General features: G+C 45.4%; 12 protein-coding genes. 10 read left to right on the top strand and 2 right to left on the bottom strand.

Annotated elements, in window-relative coordinates; translation table 11 throughout:
* The first annotated feature begins 259 nt into the window (after positions 1-259).
* The 10 genes from RIE73_RS02675 (at position 260) to RIE73_RS02630 (ending at position 22,621) form a co-directional block, all read left to right on the top strand.
* The gene (locus RIE73_RS02675; protein WP_446399710.1) at positions 260-568 is read left to right on the top strand and encodes a hypothetical protein; all 309 of its coding nucleotides are present in this window, start codon (positions 260-262) and stop codon (positions 566-568) included.
* Positions 569-759: 191 nt separating this feature from the next.
* Complete coding sequence (locus RIE73_RS02670) at positions 760-1,203, top strand: aspartyl protease (RefSeq protein WP_446399709.1); 444 nt, start codon at positions 760-762, stop codon at positions 1,201-1,203.
* A gap of 910 nt (positions 1,204-2,113) precedes the next feature.
* Positions 2,114-2,350 carry a hypothetical protein gene (locus RIE73_RS02665; RefSeq protein ID WP_446399708.1) on the top strand — a complete coding sequence of 79 codons (237 nt, stop codon included), beginning with the start codon at positions 2,114-2,116 and terminating at the stop codon, positions 2,348-2,350.
* 387 nt (positions 2,351-2,737) lie between these two features.
* Positions 2,738-9,841 (top strand): calcium-binding protein, encoded by a 7,104-nt coding sequence (locus RIE73_RS02660; RefSeq protein ID WP_446399707.1) that lies wholly within the window; start codon positions 2,738-2,740, stop codon positions 9,839-9,841.
* Positions 9,842-11,207: 1,366 nt separating this feature from the next.
* On the top strand, positions 11,208-11,456 hold the full coding sequence (locus RIE73_RS02655) for a hypothetical protein (RefSeq protein WP_446399706.1): 249 nt from the start codon (positions 11,208-11,210) through the stop codon (positions 11,454-11,456).
* Between the two features lie 338 nt (positions 11,457-11,794).
* The gene (locus RIE73_RS02650; protein ID WP_446399705.1) at positions 11,795-17,011 is read left to right on the top strand and encodes a two-partner secretion domain-containing protein; all 5,217 of its coding nucleotides are present in this window, start codon (positions 11,795-11,797) and stop codon (positions 17,009-17,011) included.
* Positions 17,012-17,265: 254 nt separating this feature from the next.
* Positions 17,266-18,090, top strand: coding sequence for an Rpn family recombination-promoting nuclease/putative transposase (locus RIE73_RS02645; RefSeq protein ID WP_446399704.1), 825 nt, complete (start codon positions 17,266-17,268; stop codon positions 18,088-18,090).
* Between the two features lie 198 nt (positions 18,091-18,288).
* Positions 18,289-21,024 (top strand): CHAT domain-containing protein, encoded by a 2,736-nt coding sequence (locus RIE73_RS02640; RefSeq protein ID WP_446399703.1) that lies wholly within the window; start codon positions 18,289-18,291, stop codon positions 21,022-21,024.
* Between the two features lie 189 nt (positions 21,025-21,213).
* Positions 21,214-21,855, top strand: coding sequence for a restriction endonuclease subunit R (locus RIE73_RS02635; RefSeq protein ID WP_446399702.1), 642 nt, complete (start codon positions 21,214-21,216; stop codon positions 21,853-21,855).
* A gap of 196 nt (positions 21,856-22,051) precedes the next feature.
* Positions 22,052-22,621 carry a Uma2 family endonuclease gene (locus tag RIE73_RS02630; protein ID WP_446399701.1) on the top strand — a complete coding sequence of 190 codons (570 nt, stop codon included), beginning with the start codon at positions 22,052-22,054 and terminating at the stop codon, positions 22,619-22,621.
* Between the two features lie 134 nt (positions 22,622-22,755).
* On the opposite strand, the gene RIE73_RS02625 is transcribed toward RIE73_RS02630, so the two are convergent.
* Positions 22,756-23,733, bottom strand: a complete 978-nt coding sequence (locus RIE73_RS02625) for a tetratricopeptide repeat protein (protein WP_446399700.1) — start codon at positions 23,731-23,733, stop codon at positions 22,756-22,758.
* Between the two features lie 270 nt (positions 23,734-24,003).
* Positions 24,004-25,821: a protein kinase domain-containing protein gene (locus RIE73_RS02620; RefSeq protein WP_446399699.1), complete on the bottom strand. Its 1,818-nt coding sequence runs from the start codon at positions 25,819-25,821 to the stop codon at positions 24,004-24,006.
* Position 25,822: the final 1 nt, after the last annotated feature.

Here is a 25,822-nt window from a genome sequence, read left to right as displayed (position 1 = left end):
ACGAAAAATCGGGCGTTTCGGCTTTTAGAAGTGAGTTTGACCGAACCTAATTTTGTACGGTTTTTCCCCCTTGTCTTCTTTCCATCCTTGTCCTCCTTGTCTTGTCTCAACCATAAAATAAAAAACCTACACCTGTCAGGGTTGGGAGAGGGGCTGGGGGTGAGGGCTGGAGACAGGTAGGGACAAAAACCATACATAACTTTACATAAATTGCCTTGACAAACCGTCTTTGCCTGATTTATACCTATTTATATACAAAGTGAGAGTTAAGTTCCAGGCTATAGGCTTGTTTCCGCTTTACCCGAAGCGCGATCGCACGCCAACACCAATCTGTATCCCAGAGGCATCAGTTATGTTATCCCATTCTACTACCCCAAATATTGATGAACTCCTGCAACGCTTAGAGACAATCCTGCTTCAGGCGTGGAGTGAGACAGGTTTTGGACATATAGAAGTGAGTAGCGAACGATTTAAGGAGGACAAAATACGGGTGATTCTTCAGGGGTCAACCCATTACCGTTATGTGATTACGAATCAGGAAGTTGAACAGAAGATGAACCGAACGTGAACAGTCTCACCAAAAGGAACCTATAGTAGATGTCAGGAAAGTTATAATATAGCAACCGCCAAGACGGTTAGGACACCACGGATTTGTAGAGACGTTCCGCTGGAACGTCTCCAGACAGCGCATTTATCCTAATCGATGTGTCTACTGCTATACTAACCAGAATAACTCCGATTTTTAAGGAGAAAGCTACTATGTCAAGTAAAACTAACCCCCCAATGGGAAAAGTTTTCACAACGCTGACAATCGTGAACCGAGCCGACCAAATTAGAGCGGAAGATGGGACAATTCGCCCCGAACAAATTCGGTCAATTACGCTGGACAATGTATTGGTAGATACAGGAGCCACAACCTTGTGTTTGCCACAAGACGCCATTGTAAAACTCGGATTAAAAATACTCAAAGAAGTAGACGTGGCTACAGCAATGGGCATTGGCAAAGCCCGAATTTTTCAAGATGCCAAGCTATCAATGTTTGGTCGGGAAGGAACATTCGAGTGTTTGGAATTACCCGGCGGTGGCGATGCGCTTTTAGGCGTGATTCCGTTAGAATCGTTGGGGTTAGAAATAGACATACAAAATCAAACACTGAAGCCCTTACCCATCAGTCCAACAGAAACCTATTTGACGATATTGTAGCAACCGCCTTGGGTTCCGAAAATTCATTTTCTGGCTCCTCAGTCGCACCAACCGCCTTGGGTTCAAACCCAAGGCTGAAAGCGAAAGTCGTCTTTAGACGACTGCATCTCTAGTTTTAGTCCATTTTAATGGACTTTAGCTTTGAGCCAAGAACTTGAGTTCTTGGCTCCCAAGTCAGCAACATTCCTCTTAATTGAGCGACCAACAACGATTGTAAATAAATCTAAAGTTTTCGGCTCACAGAATTAAGCCTTGGGTTCAAACCCAAGGCTGAAAGCGAAAGTCGTCTAAAGACGACTGCATCTCTAGCTAATCTGAGTCCATTAAAATGGACTTTAGCTTTGGGTTCCGGAAATTGATTTCCTGGCTCCCCAGTCGGCAAATTTCCTGGCTCCCCAGTCAACAACATTCCTCTTGATTGAGCGACCAGCAACGATTGTAAATAAATCTAAAGTTTCCGGCTCACAGAGGAATTAAGTGTTACGATACTATCGTTCGCTGGTGTTAGCCCTCTTGCTTCTAAACTTTCCCCAGCAAGAAGCAGCCCAGAAGCGAACTAAGCCAAAAATAGGGGAAATCGCATAATTTATTTCCCCAGTCTGTAAGCCTTATTCCGTATAAGGTTCAGCAAAAAGTTTTCAAGATTGTCTCAGGTCATGTCGCACCAACCGCCTTGGGTTCAAACCCAAGGCTGAAAGCGAAAGTCGTCTTTAGACGACTGCATCTCTAGCTAGTCTGAGTCCATTTTAATGGACTTTAGCTTTGGGTTCCAGAAATTTATTTCTTGGCTCCCAAGTCGGCAAATTTCCTGGCTCCCAAGTCGCACCAACCGCCTTGGGTTCAAACCCAAGGCTAAAAGCGAAAGTCGTCTTTAGACGACTGCATCTCTAGCTAGTCTGAGTCCATTTTAATGGACTTTAGCTTTGAGCAGGAAATTTATTTCTTGGCTCCCCAGTCGGCAAATTTATTGGCTCCCCAGTCGGCAACATTCCTCTTAATTGAGCAACCGCCTTGGGTTCCGGAAATTGATTTCCTGGCTCCCCAGTCGGCAAATTTCTTGGCTCCCCAGTCGGCAACATTCCTCTTAATTGAGCGACTAACAACGATTGTAAATAAATCTAAAGTTTTCGGCTCACAGAGGAATTAAGTGTTAGGATACTATCATTCGTTGGTGTTAGCCCTCTTGCTTCTAAACTTTCCCCAGCAAGAAGCAGCCCAGAAGCGAACTAAGCCAAAAATAGGGGAGAATCGCATAATCTATCTCCCCAGTCTGTAAGCCTTATCTCGTATAAGGTTCAGCGAAAAGTTTTCAAGATTGTCTCAGGTCATGTCGCACGGTTGAGAGGACTGGCACGGCTGAGACACAAGGACAAATCAGTCGATATCTGTTAGATACACCAGGCATTTGATGGGTGTGAGTCTCACGAAGCCGGTGAAGTGGATTTAAGTGATCCGCTTCTCCGGCTTTTGTTGTATCGATAGACTCGTCAAATTCACAACACATCGTATTTACACCACAAGAGGATCAATAATCATGGCTACTGATTTTAACAAAGTATTCACTCAACTCATTGAAGAAGGCGGAAAAATTCGTGTTCTTTACATGAATGGAATTCGGACTACTGAGGAGCAGTTTAAGGAGAACCTAATTGGCTTCGACCAAATTTGGAATCTTCAGGGTAAACTTGTACTTCCTGAAAAATGTATTTCTAGGGGTTCAATTGATTTGGACACACAGTATCGAAATACTACAGATAGCACGGGTAATGGCTGGTTAGATCTTGGGGTTTTTGTTGGTAAGTTTTTGTTCGAGTATGCTCTATCACAAATTTCTTTGGGAGGTATAATTGAACAAGCCAATAAACATAAAGCTCTCAAGAAAAAGTTTGAGCAACTTAAAAAGGAGGGAAAAGACGTTACAGAGATAGCTGAACAGCTTGATGACCTTAAAGATATTGCTGACTTTTTTGGGACAATCAATACAGGTATTGAGTTAGCTGAGAGTTTTACTAAATTATCAAACCCTGCTGATTTAGTTAAGGATGACGATTTCACAGCGAAAGCAATACTCTTTATTAAGGAGGTTGCTGGTTTTCTTCCAGGTTTCGGAAATATTGTTGATGTAATTGACAGTATGATAGAAGCTGCTCCTGAAGATTTGAAAGAATCTCTAGAACAGTACTGGTATGCAGAGAGTAAATTTCAAGATATAAACAACACATGGACAAACTCTGCAAAAGAATGGTTATCTTCACATAAACACAATCCCTTCGACAATAATTCCTTGATTTTGCTAGGTCACTCTCAGGGAAATTTCTTTCTTGAGGATGGACTAATTGATATGGGCGCTCAAAATGACCCATCTCGTATCAGGGTATTGGCACTCGCTTCGCCAACGAGTTATCTAAATGCTGGTGGTATTAATTTGTACAAGGGTTCTGCTGTTCCAAATAATAATATCAAGAACTCTGGAGATCCTGTAACGTTTCTTCAATTTGATTCAGAGCCTTTTGTTTGGGACAAGATTGGTAAAATATTCAATCTATTAGCAGGTATAGGAGGTATAGGGCAACATCCACTTGACAAGTATTTGGAACGAGATGACGTTAAAAGTTATCTCAAAGATACCGTCTATGAACTTCACCCAAAGGGTTACTACTTTCCTAGTAGTGACACATCCTTGCGTCCTGGTACACCAGATGATGACTGGATAGAAGGAACCTCAGCTTCTGACACGATTGATGGAAACGAAAGAAACGATGTTTTGCGTGGTAATGGTGGCGATGATACTTTAATCGGTGATTCGGGCTATGATTTCTTAGATGGTGGAGAAGATAAAGATACAGCCAATTACTCTAGCAGTCCCAATAAAATCAATGTTCGGGCAGAAAAAGTTGATGGTCAAGATGTATACAAAGTTAACGATGGCTTTGGTACAGTAGACACCCTGGGAAACATTGAAGTTATTAGTGGTTCAAACCATGATGACATCATGGTTGGAGGTGACTATCAAGACATATTCAAAGGTCAAGATGGCAATGATAACTTCAAAGGAAACGGAGGAGACGACAAGTTTTACGGGGGTGCTGGTGATGATCAAGCCCTTGGTGGAAATGATAATGATGATCTCCGAGGAGAAGATGGAAACGACAAATTAAATGGAGAAGATGGTAACGATACCCTTTACGGTGGTGCTGGGGATGATCAACTGGTTGGCGGAAATGGTGATGATGAACTTCACGGAGAAGATGGTAACGACTATTTAAGGGGAGAAAACGATAACGATACTCTTTACGGAGGTGCTGGAGAAGACACCCTTGTTGGCGGTCAAGGTGAAGATCAACTCTATGGAGAAGATGGAAATGATGAACTTTTTGGTGGAGACAATAACGACACCCTCAAAGGTGGTTTAGGAGAAGACACGCTAGTTGGTGAAGAGGGTAATGATGACCTTCAGGGTGAAGACGGTAATGATAATTTAATTGGAGGAAACGGAAACGATACCCTTAGTGGCGGTAATCACAATGATACCCTCCACGCAGGTACTGGCGAAGACCTCCTCCATGGTGAAGATGGAGACGATATCCTCCATGGCGAACAAGGGAACGATACCTTATACGGCGGAAATGACCAAGACCAACTCCATGGCGGATACAATCATGACATCCTTTACGGTGAAGCTGGCGATGACCAACTTCACGGAAACGAAGGCAATGATGTCCTCTATGGTAATACCGGAAACGACCAACTCTACGGTAATGATGGGTACGACTATCTAGAAGGCGGCGATAACCAAGATTACTTGTCTGGCGGCTACGGTTTTGATACCCTTTACGGTCAAGCCGGAAACGACCAACTCTACGGAAACGCGGGTGATGACTTCCTTGATGGTGGTAGCCATGGGGATCAACTCTATGGTGGCACAGGTCGCGACGTTCTCTATGGTCAATCTGGGAATGATTTCCTCAATGGCGAAGCCGATAACGATGTTCTCGATGGTGGTTCCGGTGTCGATACCTTAGATGGCGGTACGGGAGAAGATACCCTTTATGGTCAAACTGATGACGATTTCCTCTATGGAAATGCAGGTCATGATGTATTAGAAGGCGGTGACGGAAACGACTACCTAGAGGGAAATTCCGGGGATGATATCCTTCATGGTCAAGCCAACAACGACCAACTCTACGGAAATCAAGGGAACGATGAACTCTATGGCGAAATTGGCGATGATTTCCTCATGGGAGAAGCCGGGGATGACCTGATTCATGGCGGTCGGGATAATGATACCGTGAGTTACCAAACCTCACCCAATGGCGTCATCGTTAATATTAACGAATATCGCGATTATGACCATAACCGCAGCGATCGCGCGGCGCAAGAAATTACTGATGCGAACCCCAGTGATTACTATAGCGACTTAGAACCGGATTTTGCGATTAACTCCGGAACCGCCATTGACGGATTTGGTACCACGGATACGCTGAAGAACTTAGAACATATCATCGGGTCTGAATTCGATGATATCCTGATTGGCAATCAAAAAGATAACCAAATCCAGGCGTTAGCTGGAGATGACTTAATTCTCAGTACCGCCGGAAATGACCAGTTTGATGGGGGGAATGGTACCGATACCCTCAGCTTCCGCCGTGATCCGGGATCTGTACAGGTGAACCTGGAAACGGGACGAGTGATTGATGGTTGGGGGGATATGGATATTATTATCCCGCGCCAAGACAATAATTCCCTCTCCACGATAGAAAATGTGATTGGTTCTCGCCATGATGACGAAATAATTGGCGATAATCAAGCCAATTGGATTACCGCAGATAAGGGCGATGATACCCTGGATGGACAAGCCGGAAATGACTCCCTGTACGGCGAACGCGGCGATGATCAGATAATTGGGGGTTTGGGTGAAGACCGCATCTTTGGCAATCAAGGCACCGATACCATCTATGGTGACTTACAAGGCGTTACCGATCAAGGCGATGCAGATTATATCCGTGGCGGCGATGGAGATGATACGATCCACGCTGGCGGTGGTGATGATTGGGTCAAAGGCGATAACGGATATGGCGATGATCTGATCTACGGAGACGATGGGGATGATACCCTAGAAGGCGGTGCTGGTGAGGATTTCATCAGTGGTGGAACCGGAAGCGATCGCATTTTTGGCGATGATGAGAATGACCAACTCTACGGTGATGCGGGGGATGACCATATTGTCGGCGGTACAGGGGATGATCAACTCGATGGTGGTGCAGATAACGACTATTTAGAAGCCAACGAAGGGAATGACCGACTCTTGGGTCAAGCTGGAGATGATTTCCTCTCCGCTGGCGATGGAGAAGATTCTCTCTGGGGAGGTGACGGTAATGATTGGCTAGAGGGAGAAGCCGGGGATGACTACCTGGCTGGCGAAGCCGGAAATGACCATTTAGAGGGGTCTGATGGGAATGATGAACTCTATGGTCAACAGGGGGATGATCACCTGGATGGGGGAGATGGACAGGATTATCTCATCGGTGGCGATGGTGATGATGTCATCTTTGGACAAACGGGTGAAGATACCCTGGATGGCGGTAGCGGTGAAGATGTTCTCATCAGTGGTGACGGTGATGACCTGCTGATGGGTCAAGCCGGACATGATATTTTAGACGCGGGTGCAGGTAATGATAGTTTATCCGGTGGCGATGATACCGATTTCCTCTATGGTCATCAGGGTGAGGATACCTTAGATGGCGGACAAGGGGATGATCATTTAGAAGCGGGTGAGGGGAATGATGAACTCTTCGGACAAGCTGGAGATGATCTCCTGGATGCAGGAGAAGGAAATGATACCCTGTTTGGCGGAACTGGAAATGACCAACTGTTTGGACGCTTAGGGGATGATATTTTAGAGGCTGGCGCGGGAGATGACCATTTAGAAGCTGGCGCTGGGGATGACTCCCTCTACGGACAAGCCGGAAATGATTTCCTCAATGGTGGCGATGGACATGACTATTTAGAGGGTGGCGACGGCGATGACGAATTAATCGCAGCAGCCGGAATCGATTACCTAGACGGCGGTTCTGGCGATGATAGCCTCAGTGGTGGCGATGATCACGATCAACTTTTGGGTCAGGCTGGGGATGATACCCTCGATGGCGGTTCTGGCGATGATAATCTCATTGGGGGTGATGATCATGACCAACTTTTGGGTCAAGCTGGAAACGATGACCTCGATGGTGGCGCTGGTGATGATTTCCTTAATGGTGGCGATGGGAATGATCACCTCTATGGACAATCCGGTAACGATACCCTAGACGGTGGCGCAGGTCAAGATAACCTTTATGGTCATGATGGAGACGATGAACTCATCGGACAAGCTGGGGATGATTATCTAGAAGCCGGAGACGGGAATGACCGAGTATCCGGTGGCGAGAATAACGATAAACTCTACGGAGAAGCTGGGGATGATACCTTAAATGGCGGTAGCGGCGATGACCGTTTAGACGCCGGAGAGGGAGATGACCAGTTATCCGGTGATGCGGGTTTTGATTACCTGGATGGCGGTTTCGGGAATGACCAACTAGCTGGCGGTGATGACAACGATCGCCTCTATGGTCGCCAAGGTAATGATACCTTAGATGGCGGCGCTGGGGTCGATTATCTCAATGCCGGGGAAGGGGAAGACCAGATTCTCGGTGGCGCGGGGAATGACCAACTCTATGCTGATGCTGGCAATGATACCTTAGATGGCGGTGCGGATAATGATTACCTGGATGGGGGTGCAGGTGAAGACCGCCTCACGGGTGATGCCGGGAATGACCAACTTTATGGTCAACAAGGCAATGATACCCTGGATGGGGGGACTGGCGACGATTACTTAGAAGGCGGTGATGGGGAAGATCACCTCACGGGTGGTACTGGAAACGACCGTCTCTATGGTAAAGGCGATCGCGATACTCTCCAAGGTGGCGATGGCAATGATCTCCTGGATGGTGGCGATAGCAGTGACCAACTCTATGGAGATGCTGGCAATGATACCTTATATGGTCGCGCCGGATTTGATACCTTAGCGGGTGGTGTCGGAAATGACGCCCTTTGGGGGGGTGGTGACGCCGATATATTATCCGGAGACGCCGGAACCGATGTCCTCCAAGGTGGCGATGGTAATGATCAGCTTGCTGGGGGTGAGGGAAATGACCGCCTCTACGGGAACAACGATAATGATACTCTAGAGGGCAATACTGGCAATGACCTCCTCAACGGGGGTGCTGGGAATGACTACCTACTGGGGAATGCAGGATTTGACCGCCTCTATGGGAAGAAAGGCAATGACTGGTTAGATGGCGGGGATGGAAGTGACCAACTTCGGGGTGAAGCGGGTGCAGATACCCTATTCGGACAAGCCGGAACCGACTATTTAGACGGCGGTTCTGGGGATGACCAACTCTATGGTGGCACAGGACGCGATCGCCTTTATGGACGTGATGGTGAAGATGTCCTCGACGGTGGCGCAGATCATGACCTCTTGCAAGGCGGTTCCGGGGATGATCAACTCTATGGTCAAACGGGTAACGATATCCTCAATGGTGGTCGCGGTGATGACCTAATTTGGGGCGGTGATCACAATGATACCCTGGACGGTGGTTCTGGGGATGACTATCTCGATGGCGGAAGTGGCAATGATCAGATTAACGGCGGTGGCGATAATGACCAACTTTTCGGTCAATCCGGTATCGATAGCTTAAACGGCGGTTCCGGGAATGATTACCTGGAAGGCGGCTTAGACAATGACCAGCTTAGCGGCGATCGCGGTAACGATCAACTCTATGGTCAACAGGGCGATGATTCCCTAGAAGGTAACGCCGGAAACGATTACCTCGAGGGCGGTTTAGGTAATGATACCCTAGCAGGCGATCGCGGGAATGACCAACTTTATGGTCAAGACGGTGAAGATATCCTCACTGGCGGAAGCGATGATGATTACCTCGATGGTGGTGCAGATAATGACCAACTGCTGGGAGGTAAAGGCAATGACCAACTTTATGGACAAGCCGGAGATGACGTATTAGAGAGTGGCGACGGTGACGACTATCTAGAGGGAGGTTCCGGTGATGACCAACTTTTAGGCGGCAAAGGCGATGATCAATTATACGGTCAACAGGGAACCAATTACCTTGATGGCGGTGCGGGTCATGACTACCTCGAAGGTGGTGATGGGATGGACACCCTGTTAGGACAATCCGGGGATGATTACCTGATTGGCGGTGATGGCGATGATCTCCTCAAAGGCGGTTCCGGTTACGACTGGTTAGAAGGCGGCGCTGGGAATGACCAACTCTATGCAGGTAGTGGTGATGATATCCTCGATGGCGGTATCGGTCAAGACCAACTCTATGGCGGAAATGGCATGGATACCTTTATCCTCGGTGCGGGTGCAGGTGTCGATACCATATTCAACTTTACCGTGGGCATGGATTGGATTGGTTTAACGGGCGGAATTACCTTTAATGATCTGTCAATTAGCCAAGGCACTAATAGCCAAGAAAATGACACCTTGCTCACGATTCAGGACAGTGGTGAACAGCTTGCCACCTTAACTGGGGTTCAAGCCAACACCCTCTCCAGTTTCGACTTCACGATCATCTAGAACCGCGATTAAACCAAGACAGGGACATGATACTATCGTGTCCCTACAAACGATCCGGTTTTAATTGTCAATCAAAGGAACATTGCCAAAAAAAGACCAAATCAGGGCTTGACCTTCTGGCAAATTTTAGGTATTTTTATACAATGGGAAAATGTGCCGTCCTATAGACCCCAATCAACCGTAACCCGTAGAGTCCCGTAGGGTGGGTTAGGCGGTAATCAATCCAGGAAACAAACCCTTTAATTAACTATCCGCCGTAACCCACCGAGTTATCCGTTGCAACAGGTGAACCAACGACGATAGACCCAAAATAACCGTAACCCGTAGGGGGGCTCTTGCAGTAATCAATCCACAAAACCAACCATTTAATTACCTATCTGCCGTAACCCACCGAGTTATCTTTGCAACAGGTGAACCAACGACGAGGGCGAGTCGATAACATTAGTGGATTTCCCCGTAACGATAGCTAGGGCGCAAGCATTGCGCCCCTACAAACAGGACACAGGACATAATAAAATAAATATCAGGTTAGGAATTACCTAAATCTCACATCTAAAGGGTGCTATGATGACCATCAATCAAAGCTTACAGCGTATAGGCTATTGGAGCGCGATCGCAAACGACCTCATCATCTCTTGTCACCCGATTCTTGCCCAGATTCTGCCCGATTCGACATGAAGTTCTGAATGTTCCTCAATCCTACCGAGGTTCCGGTTGGGTTTGCAGATCACAGGAGTAATCGCGGCTCAAAAAAAATAGGATTAGGGGTTGATTTTGGGGGAGAGTTTTGGTAATTTTATACCATGGGAAAATATGCCGTCCTATAGACCCCAATTAACCGTAACCCGTAGGGTGGGTTAGGCGGTACTCAATTGACCCAACAAATTATTTAATTAGATATCCGCCGTAACCCACCGAGTTATCCTTTGCAACAGGTGAACCAACGATGAAGGTTTCTCAACACAAGTAATGGATTTCCCCTGAACGATAGGGGGGCGAGTCGATAAAATTAATGGATTTCCCCTGGAAAATAGTGCAGCGACTCGCCCCTACCCCTACCGACAGGAAAATAAGACAATAGGACGACAGAACATATAAAATAAATATCAGGTTGGGAATGACCATTATCTCAAATCTAAAGGGTGCTATGTTGACCATCAATCAAGGCTTACAGCGTCTAGGCTATTGGGACGCGATCACAAACGACCTCATCATCTCTTGTCACCCGATTCTTGCCCAGATTCTGCCAGATTCGACATAAGAGACTCTTGCGGTGATCAATCCACGAAACAAACCCCTTAATTCCCTATCCAACCCACACAATCAACCTTTCCCACATCAGTCATTAATTGAGGACTACTTACTCATGAATAGTTCAGAGCTAAGAACCAAAGTTTTGCAAGAAATCCAGAGTGTTCCAGATGAGCAACTGATTGAACTATTAGAACTGATTCATACATTCCGACTACGTTCAGAAGCTGCCCATACTTCCAGCCAAATCATCATGAAATTCGCAGGTTGCTGGAGAGAGCTATCCAACGACACTTATACGGAATTCTTAGACGACATTTCCCAGCGCCGTCAGCAAGCATTTCAACAGAGGCAAAATCGGTGAAGCCCGACTTAATAGAATTAGTGCTTGACTTTCTGTCTGATTTTAGGTATTTTTATATCATGGGAAAATATGCCGTCCTATAACCCCCAATTCACCTTAACCCGTAGGGTGGGTTAGGCGGTAATCAATTCCGGAAACAAACCCTTTAATTAACTATCTGCCGTAACCCACCGCATTATCCTTTCCCACAGGTGAACCAACGATGAGGGCGAGTCGATAAAATTAGTGGATTTCCCCTTAATGATAGTGCAGCGACTCGCCCCTACAAACAGGACACAGGACATAATAAAATAAATATCAGGTTGGGAATTACCTAAATCTCACATCTAGAGGGTGCTATGATGACCATCAATCAAAGCTTACAGCGTCTGATACAGGGAAGCGCGATCGCCTCATTCCTCTTCATCCCCTGTAACCCTATCCTCGCCCAGATTACACCCGATTCCACATTAGGCGCTGAAGGTTCCTCAATCCTACCCAATGGGGTGGTTATCGATGGAGTAACCGCCGATTTAATCCAGGATGGCGCTAGCCGAGGTTCGGCATTATTCCATAGCTTTTTAGAGTTTAATATTAACGAAGGACAACGGGTTTATTTTGCCAACCCTGACGGAATCGAAGCCATTTTTAGTCGCGTAACTGGAACTGATCCCTCGGACATTTTAGGGACATTAGGCGTCAATGGTGCAGCCGATTTAATTTTCATCAATCCCAATGGAATTCTCTTTGGCGAAAATGCTCAACTCGATATCCGGGGTTCCTTTATCGGGAGTACAGCCAATGGGGTGGTATTTGAGAATGGCACAACGTTTAGTGCGACTAATCCCGAAGCGCCGCCATTGTTGACGATTAATTTGACACCAGGATTGCAGTACGGGTCAAATCATCCAGGAAGAACTATCACAAATTCTGGTAATTTAGCAGTAGGACAAGATTTGACTCTAGCTAGTGCAGGTAATCTGGATTTACAGGGTCAGTTACAGGCTGGCGGAAATTTGACACTTTTTGCGACAGATACCGTTAAGATGCGCGATAGTGTCGCCAATCCTTTTATCGCCGCCGCCATGGGTCAATTGTTGGTGCAAGGGAATCAAAGTGTGGATATTTTTGCCTTGAATCACCCCGATAGTGGCTTGTTCTCTGGGGGGGATATGACACTGCGTTCTGCTAATACTGTGGCAGGTGATGCTCATTATTGGAGTGGTGGCAATTTCCAGATTGAACAGCTTGATGGTTCTCTGGGAAATTTGTTGAGTCCCGATGACCCAATTATTCGTTCCCGTGGGGATGTTCGTTTTAATGGTTATCAGGGAGCCTCCCTTCATATTTTAGCCGGGGGACAGGTGAGGATTGGTCAAGTCACGATTACGAGACGAGAATTTGGTAGAGCCGGAAATGATTACATTGATGAAGATGTGACTTTATCAGATGGTCAAGTGGTACATATTAATGGGAGGGAGCGTCCTACTTTTGATGTACGTGCAGGAGTAGACCCAAATGTAATTGGTAAGAAGGGAGTGACGGGTCTAATTCCCGTGATTGATACCTTCTTCAATTTGGTTCCCTTTGCATATCCTGACATTAAAGATACTGTCACGAATGCGGACATCAGAATTCGTAGCATTTCTATCGAACAGCCTAACGGTCAAGTTTTGCTCACAAATCAGTATGAGCCAAATACAGAAATCAGTGGCAATATTCAAGTCAACGAGATTCGTGTTGATGACAACAATGGTGCTTTTCCTAGCTTTAAGGGGGATGGGGGTGATGTATTTTTCGACTCACGCGGCGATATTACTATCTCTAATGCTGGTGAAATTGGAACAAATTCTGCCACTGGCGATGCGGGTGATATTACAATGCTGGCTCAGAACTCAATCTCTTTATCAGATGAAGCTAATATCCAAAGTGTTACTAATGGTTCAGGGAAGGGAGGTGATATCACCATCCAAGCATGGTCACTGTCTATGATGAATAATGTTCAATTAGCTACTGCCACTTTTGGCACAGGAGATGCAGGAAATGTAAACATTAATGTTACGAATACATTCTCTATAAGAGATAGTGCTATTCTCAGCACTGTAGGATCTGGAGCAGTAGCAAATGCAGGTGATATTGAAATTGAGGCTGGTTCAGTTCAGCTAAAAAATCGAGCTTTCTTGTGGACTAGTAGCTGGGGAGAGGGAAATGCTGGAAATGTTTCTGTTGAGGCTGATGACTCTGTGGAAATCGTTGATAACAGCGTCATTTTAACGGGTGTATATCCAGAAGGTATGGGTAATGCTGGTGATGTTGATATTAAATCTCGTACACTTTCTTTGACAAGTGGCTCCGGGATTTTTACTAATTCTAACTCAGACAATAGCTCTGCTGGCACGGCGGGAAGTATTCAAATTAATGCAGAAGAATCAGTGACTCTTTCTGGTGTTAGTTCTGTCTATGGATATTCTAGTGGTTTATATGCTGGCAACGCTGATAACTTCGATGCTCCAGTAGGTGAGATTGAAGTAACTACGGGTACATTTCGCATAACGGATGGCGCAGTTATAGACAATTCAACCTACAATTCCAGTGATGGCGCTACTGTTACTATTAATTCTGATACCTTAGAACTCACTGGAGGTGGACAAGTCCTCGCCGTTACTCGTGGTAGTGGCAAAGCAGGTACTATCGACCTTAATGTAACGGATAATGTCACCATCTCAGGTAACGACTCTACCTATTTCAATCGCTTACTTCAATTTGGCCCCGATGTTGTGACAAATGAACCTTCCGCCCGTGACCTTACGGATACCACTATAGTTGCTCCCAGTGGACTTTTTGCAGGTAGCTCGGTTCTAGGTGTAGGTTTGACAGGAAACGGCGGCACAATCTCTATTAATGACACAAAAAAGCTAACGGTTAGTAATGATGGACAAATTTCTACGGCGGCTTTTGGTACAGCCGATGCCGGAAATATATTCATTAGCAATACAGGCTCAATAAATGTTAGTGATGGGGGCAGAATTCTCACGGCAGGGTTTGGTACAGGAAATATTGAAACATCTTCTGATGGCGGTGCTGGCGGCGAACTTTTTATTGATACAGAAAGCCTAAGTATTCGAGATCAATCCCAAGTTTTCAGTGGTACAGGTGGTGCAGGAACAGGAGGAAATATAACAGTAAAAGCCGCAAATTCCGTAGAAGTTATCAATGACAGTTTACTCTCTACAGATACAGTAAGCAGCGGCAATGCTGGCAATTTAACCATTGAAACCAGAAACTTGACCGTTGGCGATCGCGCAGGGATTTCATCTTCTACTCAAGGTGCTGGACAGGGTGGAATTTTAAGCGTGGATGCTACGGATTCTGTTACTCTAGATAACCAAGGTGCAATTACGACCTATTCAAATGGTACAGGGGATGCGGGACATCTGGAGATTAATACCGACAAGCTAGAGATTCAAAATGAATCAGTCATTAGCAGTAGTACCTTCAGTTCTGGAACCGCTGGAAACTTAACCATAACAGCCGATAATTCTATCAATCTTAATAATCAAAGTCGGCTAGAGGCGAACACCTTCGGGAGTGGCAATGGCGGAAATTTGCGGGTTGACACAGGGAATTTGAATGTTGAGAATCAGTCAAAAGTCTCCTCTTCAACCCTGGGTAGCGGTCGAGGTGGAAATCTCAGCATAGACGCGGTTGATGCTGTCAATATAGATAGTGAGAGTACAATCGCCACATTTTCTACTGACATCAATACAGGAGCTGCTGGTAATCTTTCTGTTGAAACGGGACAACTCAGCATCCAGAATGAGTCAGCAATTCTGACTTCAACTTTGAGTGCAAACGATGCTGGAGACTTAACCATAAAAGCAACGGACTCGATTGAACTTGCCAATCGCAGTTTCGTTTCTTCTGGAACAGTAGCCAGTGGAAATGCTGGGGACTTAACCATTGAAACCAAAGACTTAAACCTGCGCGATACTGCAATTGTCTCAAGTAGCACCACAGGTAGCGGTGAAGGGGGAAATCTGCGAGTACAAGCCTCTGATTCCGTGAATTTAACTAACTTTAGTGCCATCATCACCGCCTCTGGTTTTATGGATGTGAATAACCCAGACCAGGTTATGGCATCAGCGGGAGATACAGGCAAAGCTGGGGATTTATCCATTGAAACACAAACCCTGAGTATTCGCGATCGCTCTTTAGTCAGTACCACGACAATTAGCACCAATGAAGCTGGCGATGCAGGGGATTTGACGGTACAAGCGACTGATTCTGTGGAAGTGATTAATGGGAGTCGGCTTTTAGCCGATACTCTAGAACATAGCCGTGGCGATGGCGGAAACTTAACGGTTAAAACTGGCACATTTAGTATCCGAGATAATTCAGAAGTAAGAGCTAGCACAGCTCTTTTCAGTCGTGGACAAGCTGGGACAATCAACGTAGATGCTGCTGATTCTGTAGAAATTAGTGGGAGTAGCGCCTTATTTACCCTGACAGGGGGGTCTGGACGTGCTGGCGATATGATTGTTAATACTGGCAAAGTCGTTGCTACCGATGGAGGACGAATCGAAGCCGGAACTTTTGGGATTGCGCCAGGGGGAAATTTAACCGTTAATGCCTCTGAGTCTATCGCATTGAGGGGGAGTTCATTGAATGGTTTTCGCAGTGGGTTGTCGGCGTTTAGCCTAACACTTGGTAATGCTAGAAGTGGAAACTTGACAGTGAACACAGGAGATTTCACCATTAATGATGGAGCCGAAGTCACCGTCACCAGCCTGAAAGGACAAGCGGGTAATGTGGATATCACCGCCAATTCGCTCTGGCTGAATCAAGGATATGTTACGGCGGAAACCCGATTAGGTGAAGGAGAAGGCGGTGCAAATATTTTCCTGCAACTGGATGAGGATTTAATTCTGCGGAATGAAAGCTTGATTTCCGCCACCGCGTTTGAGGAAGCCAATGGTGGTAATATTACCCTGAACACGCGATTTGTGATTGGCTTACCCCCAGAAGGTCCAGAGGGGAGTGATATTATTGCCAATGCCTTCTTCGGCGATGGGGGTCGGGTTAATGTTACTGCTCAATATCTGTTTGACATCGATTTTCGCGATCGCCGCACGCCTTTAAATGATATCACTGCCAGTTCAGAATTTGGTGAACAAGGTGTAGTGACAATTGAAACGCCGGGAATTGACCCGAACGCGGGATTAGTTCAATTACCTCCCCCAGCGTCTCCCCCAGAGTTTGTCAATTTCTGTCAAGGGCGTTCTGACCAAACTCCCAGCCATTTTATCATCAGTGGACGCGGCGGAGTTCCGCCCACAATTTCTCAAGTAACGGGAACATATAATGTGTGGGAAGATTTACGTCCATTGACTCCCAGTAGTGATAACTCTCCGGCAAAAATTGAACCTGTAAGCCAGAGGAGTTCAAGGACAATCATTGAGGCTCAAGGCTGGATAAAGTTACCCGATGGAACAATCGTTCTTACCGCCCAAGCGCCCAATGTTACGCCGAATACGGGTTGGCAAAATCCGCTACATTGTCAGAGTGCGGTTGAGTGATGCATGGGGGATAATAATTAGGGATGAGATTGAGTGGGTGAGGCGTGAGGTACACCCAAATATAAGGGCGAACGTAGGGGCGCACCGACGTGCGCCCTCATAAACCTCATCTTATGAGCAACGTTATATATTTTTTAACGCAGAGGTTCGCAGAGGTTTACGCAGAGGGCGCAGAGGGATTGAGTGGTGGGGTGGTGGTAGGTTGGGGTTGTTTAAATGGACAGGATGGAATAGTTAAGGGAGGTGGATGACTGATGACGTTTATTAATCCGAAAACTGATTTTGCCTTTAAGAAGATTTTTGGGTCGAAGAAAAGTAAGGAAATTTTGATTAGTTTCCTGAATGCTATTCTGTATCAGGAACAGGAGATGATTCAAGACCTAGAAATCCTTGACCCTTATCAATCGCCTCGCATCCAGGGAATTAAGGATTCCTATTTAGATGTTAAAGCCGTCATCACTGGAAACAAAACCGTCATCATTGAAATGCAGGTACTCAACGTTTTAGGCTTTGAGAAACCAGTCCTGTATAATGCCGCCAAAGCTTTTTCCATTCAACTAGGCGTCGGGGAAGATTACAACTTGTTGAATCCGGTGATTGCCTTAACCATTACCGACTTTGAGATGTTCTCCAACAGTACCAACGTCATCTCTCGCTATTGCCTCAAGGAGAAAGAAACCCTAACCGATTATACCGATGATATTGAATTAGTCTTTGTCGAATTACCCAAATTCAATAAAACCCTAGAGGAATCAGAAACCTTAACCGATAAATGGCTCTACTTCCTCAAATTTGCCAACACCTTAAAAGACGTGCCGCCGCCAATGGCAACAATTCCCGCCCTAAAACAAGCATTTACAATTGCCAGACAGAGTAAACTAACTAAGCGAGAGTTAGAAGCCCTAGAGAAGCGAGAGATTTTTATTCAAGACAGTCAGAATGCGATTCGCAAAGCTAAACTAGACGGTATGCGTGAAAAAGCGATTACCATTGCCCGTGAATTACTCGATGTTTTAGATATTGAAACAATCAGTCAAAAAACCGGATTAAGTATTGCCGAAATCCAAGACTTAAATTGATCCGCTTCCCTAACCACCCATAACAAAGGGCTAATAAACCTTAAAGAATGACGAAATAATCTCCTTAAAAATCCCAATCATTCTCTCTGGATAAAGAACATAAAATTTCCGTGTAATCAGTGTAAATAAACTCTCACCTCCCTACCCCTATCTCTCCAATAAATCCGTGAAATCAGTGTTTTGACAAAGGACAAAAAAATGAACAAAACCCATCGCCATCTACTCATTGGATTTATTCTCGGATTATTCCTATTCATCGGTATCCCCCCTGTCTTATCCCAAATTAATCCAATCACCCCCCCTATCCAATCCGCCGCACAATCTATCGCCCAAGGGAGAACCTTCTACGCCGCCAAAGAGTATCAACAAGCCATTCACCTCTGGCGACAAGCCGCCCAAGGCTATGAAACCCAAGGCGATACCCTGCATCAAGCCCAGGCGTTGAGTTATCTCTCTTTAGCCTATCAGAAACTGCACCAATGGACAGACGCCGACGCCGCAATCACAGCCAGTCTGAGTCTATTAGATACCGTAGCAGAATCAACAGAGCGATCGCGCCTTTATGCTCAAGCCCTGAATCACCGAGGTCGTCTAGAATTAGCCTTAGGGCGGGCAGAATCTGCATTAGCCACCTGGAAGCAAGCCACGCAAATCTATCAGCAACTGGATGATGACATCGGCGTCACAGGTAGCCGATTCAACCAAGCCCAAGCCATGGAAGCCTTAGGATTCTATCGTCGCGCCTGTCAAGTTTCTCTGCAAGCCCTCCAAGTAGACAATCACTGCAATTTGTCCGAGTCAGGCGAATTAGCCGCCGCCGTTAACACCTTTGAACAGCAATCTCAACCCGCGTTTACCGTTGTCGGGTTACGCCACTTAGGAAATGTTCTCCGCTTGGTTGGACATTGGCAGGAGTCAAACCACATTTTACAGCAAGCCTTAGACTTAGCCGAACAAATCGACTCCCCATCCGACCAAAGTGCCACATTACTCAGTTTAGGCAAAACCCAATACGCCTTATACCGTCAAGCCAAAGATTTATGGGAGAGAAGTAATATCACCCAGAATCGCGACAAAGCCAAACAATTGGCAAGAAAAGCCTTAAACACCTATCAACAAGCCGCCGCCATCAACACCGACTCCACCACCTTACCCCTAGAAGCCCAACTGCATCGACTCCATTTATTAATCGAGTTTCAGCAATGGTTACAAACCCTAGAAAAAACCGATACAACCGCAAACCCTGCTGAATTTACCCCTCAAATCAAATCCCAAGTTGACACATTACTCCAGAGTACCCTTGCCAACTTACCGCCCAGTAAAATCGCCATTTATAGCCGACTTAAGTTTGCCAAAGAGTTACTAAAATCACCCCAGTATGACCCAAACTTTAGTCATGCCTTAAATTATACCAAAGTCGCATTAAATCAAGCGCAATCCCTACAAAACCAACGGGCAGAATCTGAAGCCCTGGGTACATTAGGTCACATTTACGAACACAATCAACAATGGAAAGATGCCCAAGACTTAACCCATCAAGCCCTCGGTTTAGCCCAATCCCTTGACGCCGAAGACTTAGCCTATAAATGGTTATGGCAATCGGGACGAATTTATTGGCAACAGCAACAAAAGGAAAACGCCATTCACGCCTACGACGCCTCAATCAACCTGCTGGATTCCGTGCGCCGAAATTTATTAGCCATCAACCCCGGTGTGCAGTTTTCCTTCTTAGACGATGTACAACCCATTTATCAAGAATTCCTGCAAATCCTACTCCAACCCGACGCCAATTCTGACCATCTCCGCCAAGCCACCCGCATCAGCGAAGCCCTACAACTGGCTGAACTCGAAGACTTTCTCCGCTGTAGCTTTACCAACTTAGTCCCGATTGACAAAAGTGACAATCCCCCAGATGCAATTATTTATCCCATTTTACTGGAAAACCGTTTAGAAGTTCTAGTAAAATTGCCCCAATCTGAATCATCTCCGGAAAAAATTTATCGATATACGCCCCACGTTTCCGCCCAAGACATTCGCCAAACCCTCTACGACTTGCGCCAACAATTAGATGACCCCCGAAATCCAGTAGACCGCTTAATTTTACCCTCAGCCCAAAAACTCTATAACTGGTTACTCCAATCAGCGCAGGCTAACTTACCCCCAGAGGGAACCCTAGTCTTTGTTCTCGATAGCACCCTGCAAAATCTCCCCCTTTCCATTCTCCACGATGGTCAGCATTACTTAGTCGAAACCTATAACATTACCGTTAGCCTTGGGTCACAATTTCCCAACCTCAACCCCTTATCCCCAAGCCATTGGCAAGGGCTATTAGGAGGAATTCATAAAAAAGCCGAGAGTTACCCGCCCCAATTACCCGCCTTATCCAGTGTCTGGGACGAACTGCAACAGATTCACAACACCGTTCCCAGCCAACTGCTAGAAAATGAACAATTTACCCAAACCAACTTCCGCAACCAACTCATTGACCATCCATTTTCCGTGATTCATCTAGCCACCCATGGCGAATTTAGTTCAGATGCAACCAAAACCGTCATCTACGCTTGGGACAAAAAAATCCCCGTAGAAAAATTTGGTCAACTGCTGCAACAGAGAGAACAAAGCCGCAGCGAACCGATTCAATTATTAGTCCTCAGCGCTTGTCAAACAGCCTCTGGTGATAAACGCGCCGCCTTAGGATTAGCTGGGGTCGCCTTAAGAACAAATGCCAGTAGTACCGTCGCCAGTTTATGGCGTGTTAGTGATAACTCTACCGCCCAATTAATGAACGACTTTTACCAGCAATTAAGCCAAGGCATTCCCAAAGTCGAAGCCCTAGCCAACGTGCAACGTAAATTTATAAATAATCCCGATTCTCCGACCTATCAACATCCTTACTATTGGGCAGCATTCATCCTCGCCGGAAACTGGTTTTAATCGTCATTGGTCATTAGTCATTGGTCATTGGTCGTTTTGGTTTGACACCAAAATTGTAGGGTGCGTTAGCGAAGCGTAACGCACCAATAGAAAGGTAACGTAACGCACCAATAGAAAGGTAACGTAACGCACCAATCATCTTACAATAGCCTTATAATAGTCAACATTAACGCTATAATTTTTAACCCCATGGTTTTAACAGTTAAAGCCTCAGTTATCCCCATAGACGAACTAGAACGACAATTTGGTCTAGTCGAAGTCGAGGATACTCAATTTTTTCAAGAATGGCAAAATAATCTCCCCGAACTCTCTGACATCGAGAAACAGATGTTAGACAAACTCAAGCGAGGTTACTTCAATTTCCTCAAACACCCACCCCTATTAGAAAATGCCATCCGCATGGCAATAATTGCCCCACTACTATTTTTAGCCGACTTTTACCTATTCCCCTTTCACATCAAAGCCGAAAAATCCGTCGATATTTCCACAGAAGACCAAGGCTTAATTGTAGAAGGGCGACTAGACGTATTAGTCCTCAAACAACACCTCTGGGTAGCCGTAATCGAATCCAAACGCGCCGCCTATTCCATTGAAGCCGGACTCTCACAGATGTTAGCTTATATGTTAGCTAACCCTCACCCCGAACAACCCAGTTTTGGCATGATTTCCAATGGAGGGAGTTTCCTATTCGTCAAATTAATCCAAGGACAAATCCCTCAGTATGCGACATCAAGCCAATTCGACTTGCGACGCAAACCCGGAAATGATCTCTATAACGTCTTAAGTATCTTAAAACATTTAGGAGAATTAACCCGAACCAACTCCAACTAGCCATCCCCATCCTCCTACCCATATATTCCCAACACCTACAAAAACCAATATCGCTTCCACTTATGTCCGAATCCTACAAAACCTTGCCCCAAATCCTTAAACTCCCTCTGCGTACCTCTGCGCTAACCTCTGCGCCCCTCTGCGTTGAAAAAACATAACAGACATAATATCTACCCTTCTCACCAAAACCAAAAAAATGATTGCCAATCCCCAACCCAACACCCTAACACCCCAAGACTACCTAGACTGGGAAAAACACCAAGAGATCAAATATGAATACATCAATGGTGAAGTTTTCGCCATGACAGGGGGAACCATTCCCCATAATGAAATCGCCGTTAACCTCATCGCCGCCTTGAAAAATCACCTGCGCGGGAAAGGATGTAAAGTCTTATCCTCAGATGCCAAAGTTGGCATAACAGACAAGGGTCCCTTTCACTATCCTGATGGCATGGTAACCTGTGACGAACGAGATAAATCTGCCATCGAATTTGTGCGCTATCCCTGTCTAATTGTCGAAGTTCTCTCACCCAGTACCGAAGCCATTGACCGAGGTAAAAAATTCAGACATTACCGTCGCATTCCCACATTGCAAGAATACGTTCTTATTAGTACAGATCAAATCAATGTTGAGTGTTTTCGACGCAACGCTGAAGGAATTTGGGAACTGCATTCTTATACAGAAGAAAATGAATTACACCTAACTAGCGTTAATTTTAACTGTACGCTTGAAATGCTTTACGAAAATGTAGAATTAAGTTCGTAGTAGGGGAACCTTAGCCCCATATTTTTTGGATGTTTGGCAGAGAAAACCGAGAATTTTAAAATTTATAGATGGTGCGTTACGCTTCGCTAACGCACCCTACGTCTAAAGCGTTTGAGTCAATGACAAATGACAAATCAATTTAATCGCTGCATCGCTTTTTCCACAGTCTCAACCCGCTGTTCATCACCAATCGCCTCATATCCCGCCTTAGCGTCTTGATACCAACGCCGCGCCTCTTCATAATTATTATCCCCTTCATAAACCTCGCCTAAAAACTGGGCAACTTGCGGAGTCAATTCAGCATTATTTAACTGCTGATAATTGCTGTAAGCTGCTGTTAACGCCTCAACAGCTTGCGGTAATTTTTCCTGCGCCACAAAGGATCTCGCCAGTCCAATTTGCGCCTGGGCAAGTCCGGCAATATCTTGACGACTGCTTGCCAAATCTAGGGATTCTTGATAAACTGATTCTGCTACTCTCGGTAGTTCCAATTGATTATATAAATCCCCCAGACTCTGATAAACCTCTAAACTCTGGCTACTTGTATCAATCGCCTCTGTTAGCGTTTGAATCGCCAAAGTCATCAAGTCATAGTCTTGGTAAACCTGGGCAAGTTGCAGAGCCATTTCATCTGCACTCAGATTCTGCTGGCGAATCTCTTCCACCTCAACCATCACCGATTCAGCTTGGCTGGGTGTCATCAGTCTAAACATCGATTTCCCCGCCTTTCCATCCGCCTCAACCATCAATTCATAATTAATCCCAGGGGTTAATGGAGATTGAGTCGCCGGATAGGGAATTTCGGTGTTTCGCACATTCGGTAATTCCCAGACAGTTTCCCCCGATCGCAACAAACGCACGGTATACTCTTGAGTATCAGGTAGCGGTGTCCAAGATAAGGTAGGTTGGGGATTTAGCAGCGAACCTCGGGGCGGAGTGATAACCCGAATATCCGTCAACCCACTGCGACGGGGTGGGCGACAAGGACCCCTTTCTGGGCAGATTGGTTTGGGGTTTTGGGTATCCGCGATCGCACGTTGCCAGACAATACTCTCGATTCCCGTTGTTAAGCTGAATGCGACGAGTAAGGGAAATAAAACCTTAGGCTTCATATTAACACAAAAGCACGGTAGCAGCACAAGACATTAATATTATTGTATAGACATTAACGATTACATTTCTAGCACTATTGCTTGGATTGACAAAATTGTTGCTTGTATCAACAAAATCGTAGTGGCGTGGCACACCTTATTTGATGAATTAGAATTACGCCCGGAAACTGTAGGGGCGCAAAGACTTGCGCCCGATTCAATGGTCAAATCTATTCCACAATTTTAGCTGTGTCACGCCAGTAGCGTAACGCACCGTTGTTCTTGAGAGAATTACTGTGCATTTAAATAATCTAATGCATCCGCTTGCCATACCTGTACTTCGGGTAATCCTCTCGACTCAGCCTGACGACAATTTTTCCAAGATATCAACGCCTTTGTATCATCCTCCTGGTTTTGCCAAACTTGGGCGAGAAGACAATGTGGCGCCGCTTGCTTATTATCTAACATAATGGCTTTTTTTAAATAGTTCTCGGCATCTTGACCGCGATTTTGTTCCAGACGCGCCCAGCCTATATTTTTGTAGAGTATGGATTGGAGACTATTTTTTTCTGTTTCATCTAAACCCAGACTTTCTGTACGCTGTAAAGCCTTAAGTAGGAGATTAACGGCTACATCATAATTCTGCTTTTGCCAAATTTGCAGACGGGCAAAATTGTTCGTCGCATCAATCCCGACATAACCCTTATCCTGCATGGCACGTTTATATTCAACTAGCGCCTGATCAAAGTTTTCGTCATCCTCATAAAGTATTCCTAAATTGTAGTGAATTGTTGCCTTTGTTTCAGCGTTTGGCTTTAGTTTCAAAGCTTGATTAAATTGTTCTTTAGCACATTGAAAGTCTTCTTGATACTTACAAACCAGTCCCAAATCACTACGCGCTATGGCACTATTAGGATTAATTTTAACCGCTCGTTCCAAATTAATTCTAGCTTGCTCTAAGCGAAACTCCATGAGGGCTTCTCGTCCCTGTTGCAAATAATACTGAGAAGAGTATTCTTGTACCTGTATTAAATATTTTTTTCCTGGTTTAAAATAATACTGAAATCGCCAAGGTTGTGAGATATGATATACGCCAACTCCCATAATTACTAGAGTAATAATAGTAGCAATTCCTTGAGGCGATCGCACCCAGCACCCCAACCCCCGCAACCACAGACTGACTCTAGTTAATCCCTGCGCGATCGCTTGTACATCTTGGGGACGATTCACCACCGCATTTGCCATCAAATCATCGATAAACTCGGCTAAAGGTTTAGAGATTTGTGGTGCTTTATCTTGCCAAATTAACTGACCTGTATTATGATTAATAGGTAGACAACTAGGCGGTTTATTAGTAAGTAAATGAACCAACGTGCGTCCCAAGGCATAAAAGTCGGATTGGGGCAAACATCTACCCTGCCTTTGTTCCGGTGCGGTGTATCCTTCTGATATAATCTTAGTTAATTCAACATCTCCCCGAAGTTTAGCTAAATACGTCCCGGTAATCTCCCGCACACTGCCAAAATCAATTAACACCAATCTGCCATCGGGCTTCAGGATAATATTACTCGGTTTAATATCCCGATGAAAGAATTGGTTTTGATGCAAGTAATCAACAATCTCTAGAAGTTGTCTCAGCCAATTGAGGGCTAACGATTGAGAAATCGCCCCATACTTTTTTGCCCACGCTTCTAAATTCTGTCCTTCAATTTTTTCCAACACTAGGCAGTGTAATTCTGTGGTACTATTAACAAAAACCGTAAAATACCCATCACTCTCCACCTTGGGAATCCCTGGATGGTTTAACAGTTCTAGCGTCAAGGCTTCCCGTTCAAAGAGTTCGACTAATTTGGCATGATTATCTTTAAGAACCTTCATCACTTTCCGGGTTCCCTGATCATCCACCTCAAAGACATCGGTATATTTCCGCGAATCTAATCGGCGTAGAGGTTGAATTAACCGATATCGGTCATGAATCAGTAGTGGAGTACCGCAGGTTTGGCAACACTCCAATTCATCGGGGTTTTGACGCTGTTGACAGTGGGGATTAATACAGTAAATCACATAGTTATTCAGGGTAGGAGGGTAAACCTGTACCAGACGTTGCATA

Origin of the sequence: Coleofasciculus sp. C1-SOL-03 (assembly GCF_040220555.1) — a bacterium.
GTDB lineage: Bacteria > Cyanobacteriota > Cyanobacteriia > Cyanobacteriales > Coleofasciculaceae > Coleofasciculus.
Note: the sequence above shows the minus strand (reverse complement) of the source record. Positions and strands in the feature narration are given on the sequence as shown.

Excerpts from the sequence above, each read along its gene's own strand:
- RIE73_RS02670 (WP_446399709.1), top strand. The coding sequence starts at position 760 with ATGTCAAGTAAAACTAACCCCCCAATGGGAAAAGTTTTCACAACGCTG.
- RIE73_RS02665 (WP_446399708.1), top strand. The coding sequence starts at position 2,114 with ATGGACTTTAGCTTTGAGCAGGAAATTTATTTCTTGGCTCCCCAGTCG.
- RIE73_RS02660 (WP_446399707.1), top strand. The coding sequence starts at position 2,738 with ATGGCTACTGATTTTAACAAAGTATTCACTCAACTCATTGAAGAAGGC.
- RIE73_RS02655 (WP_446399706.1), top strand. The coding sequence starts at position 11,208 with ATGAATAGTTCAGAGCTAAGAACCAAAGTTTTGCAAGAAATCCAGAGT.
- RIE73_RS02650 (WP_446399705.1), top strand. The coding sequence starts at position 11,795 with ATGATGACCATCAATCAAAGCTTACAGCGTCTGATACAGGGAAGCGCG.
- RIE73_RS02645 (WP_446399704.1), top strand. The coding sequence starts at position 17,266 with ATGACGTTTATTAATCCGAAAACTGATTTTGCCTTTAAGAAGATTTTT.
- RIE73_RS02640 (WP_446399703.1), top strand. The coding sequence starts at position 18,289 with ATGAACAAAACCCATCGCCATCTACTCATTGGATTTATTCTCGGATTA.
- RIE73_RS02635 (WP_446399702.1), top strand. The coding sequence starts at position 21,214 with ATGGTTTTAACAGTTAAAGCCTCAGTTATCCCCATAGACGAACTAGAA.
- RIE73_RS02630 (WP_446399701.1), top strand. The coding sequence starts at position 22,052 with ATGATTGCCAATCCCCAACCCAACACCCTAACACCCCAAGACTACCTA.
- RIE73_RS02625 (WP_446399700.1), bottom strand. The coding sequence starts at position 23,733 with ATGAAGCCTAAGGTTTTATTTCCCTTACTCGTCGCATTCAGCTTAACA.
- RIE73_RS02620 (WP_446399699.1), bottom strand. The coding sequence starts at position 25,821 with ATGCAACGTCTGGTACAGGTTTACCCTCCTACCCTGAATAACTATGTG.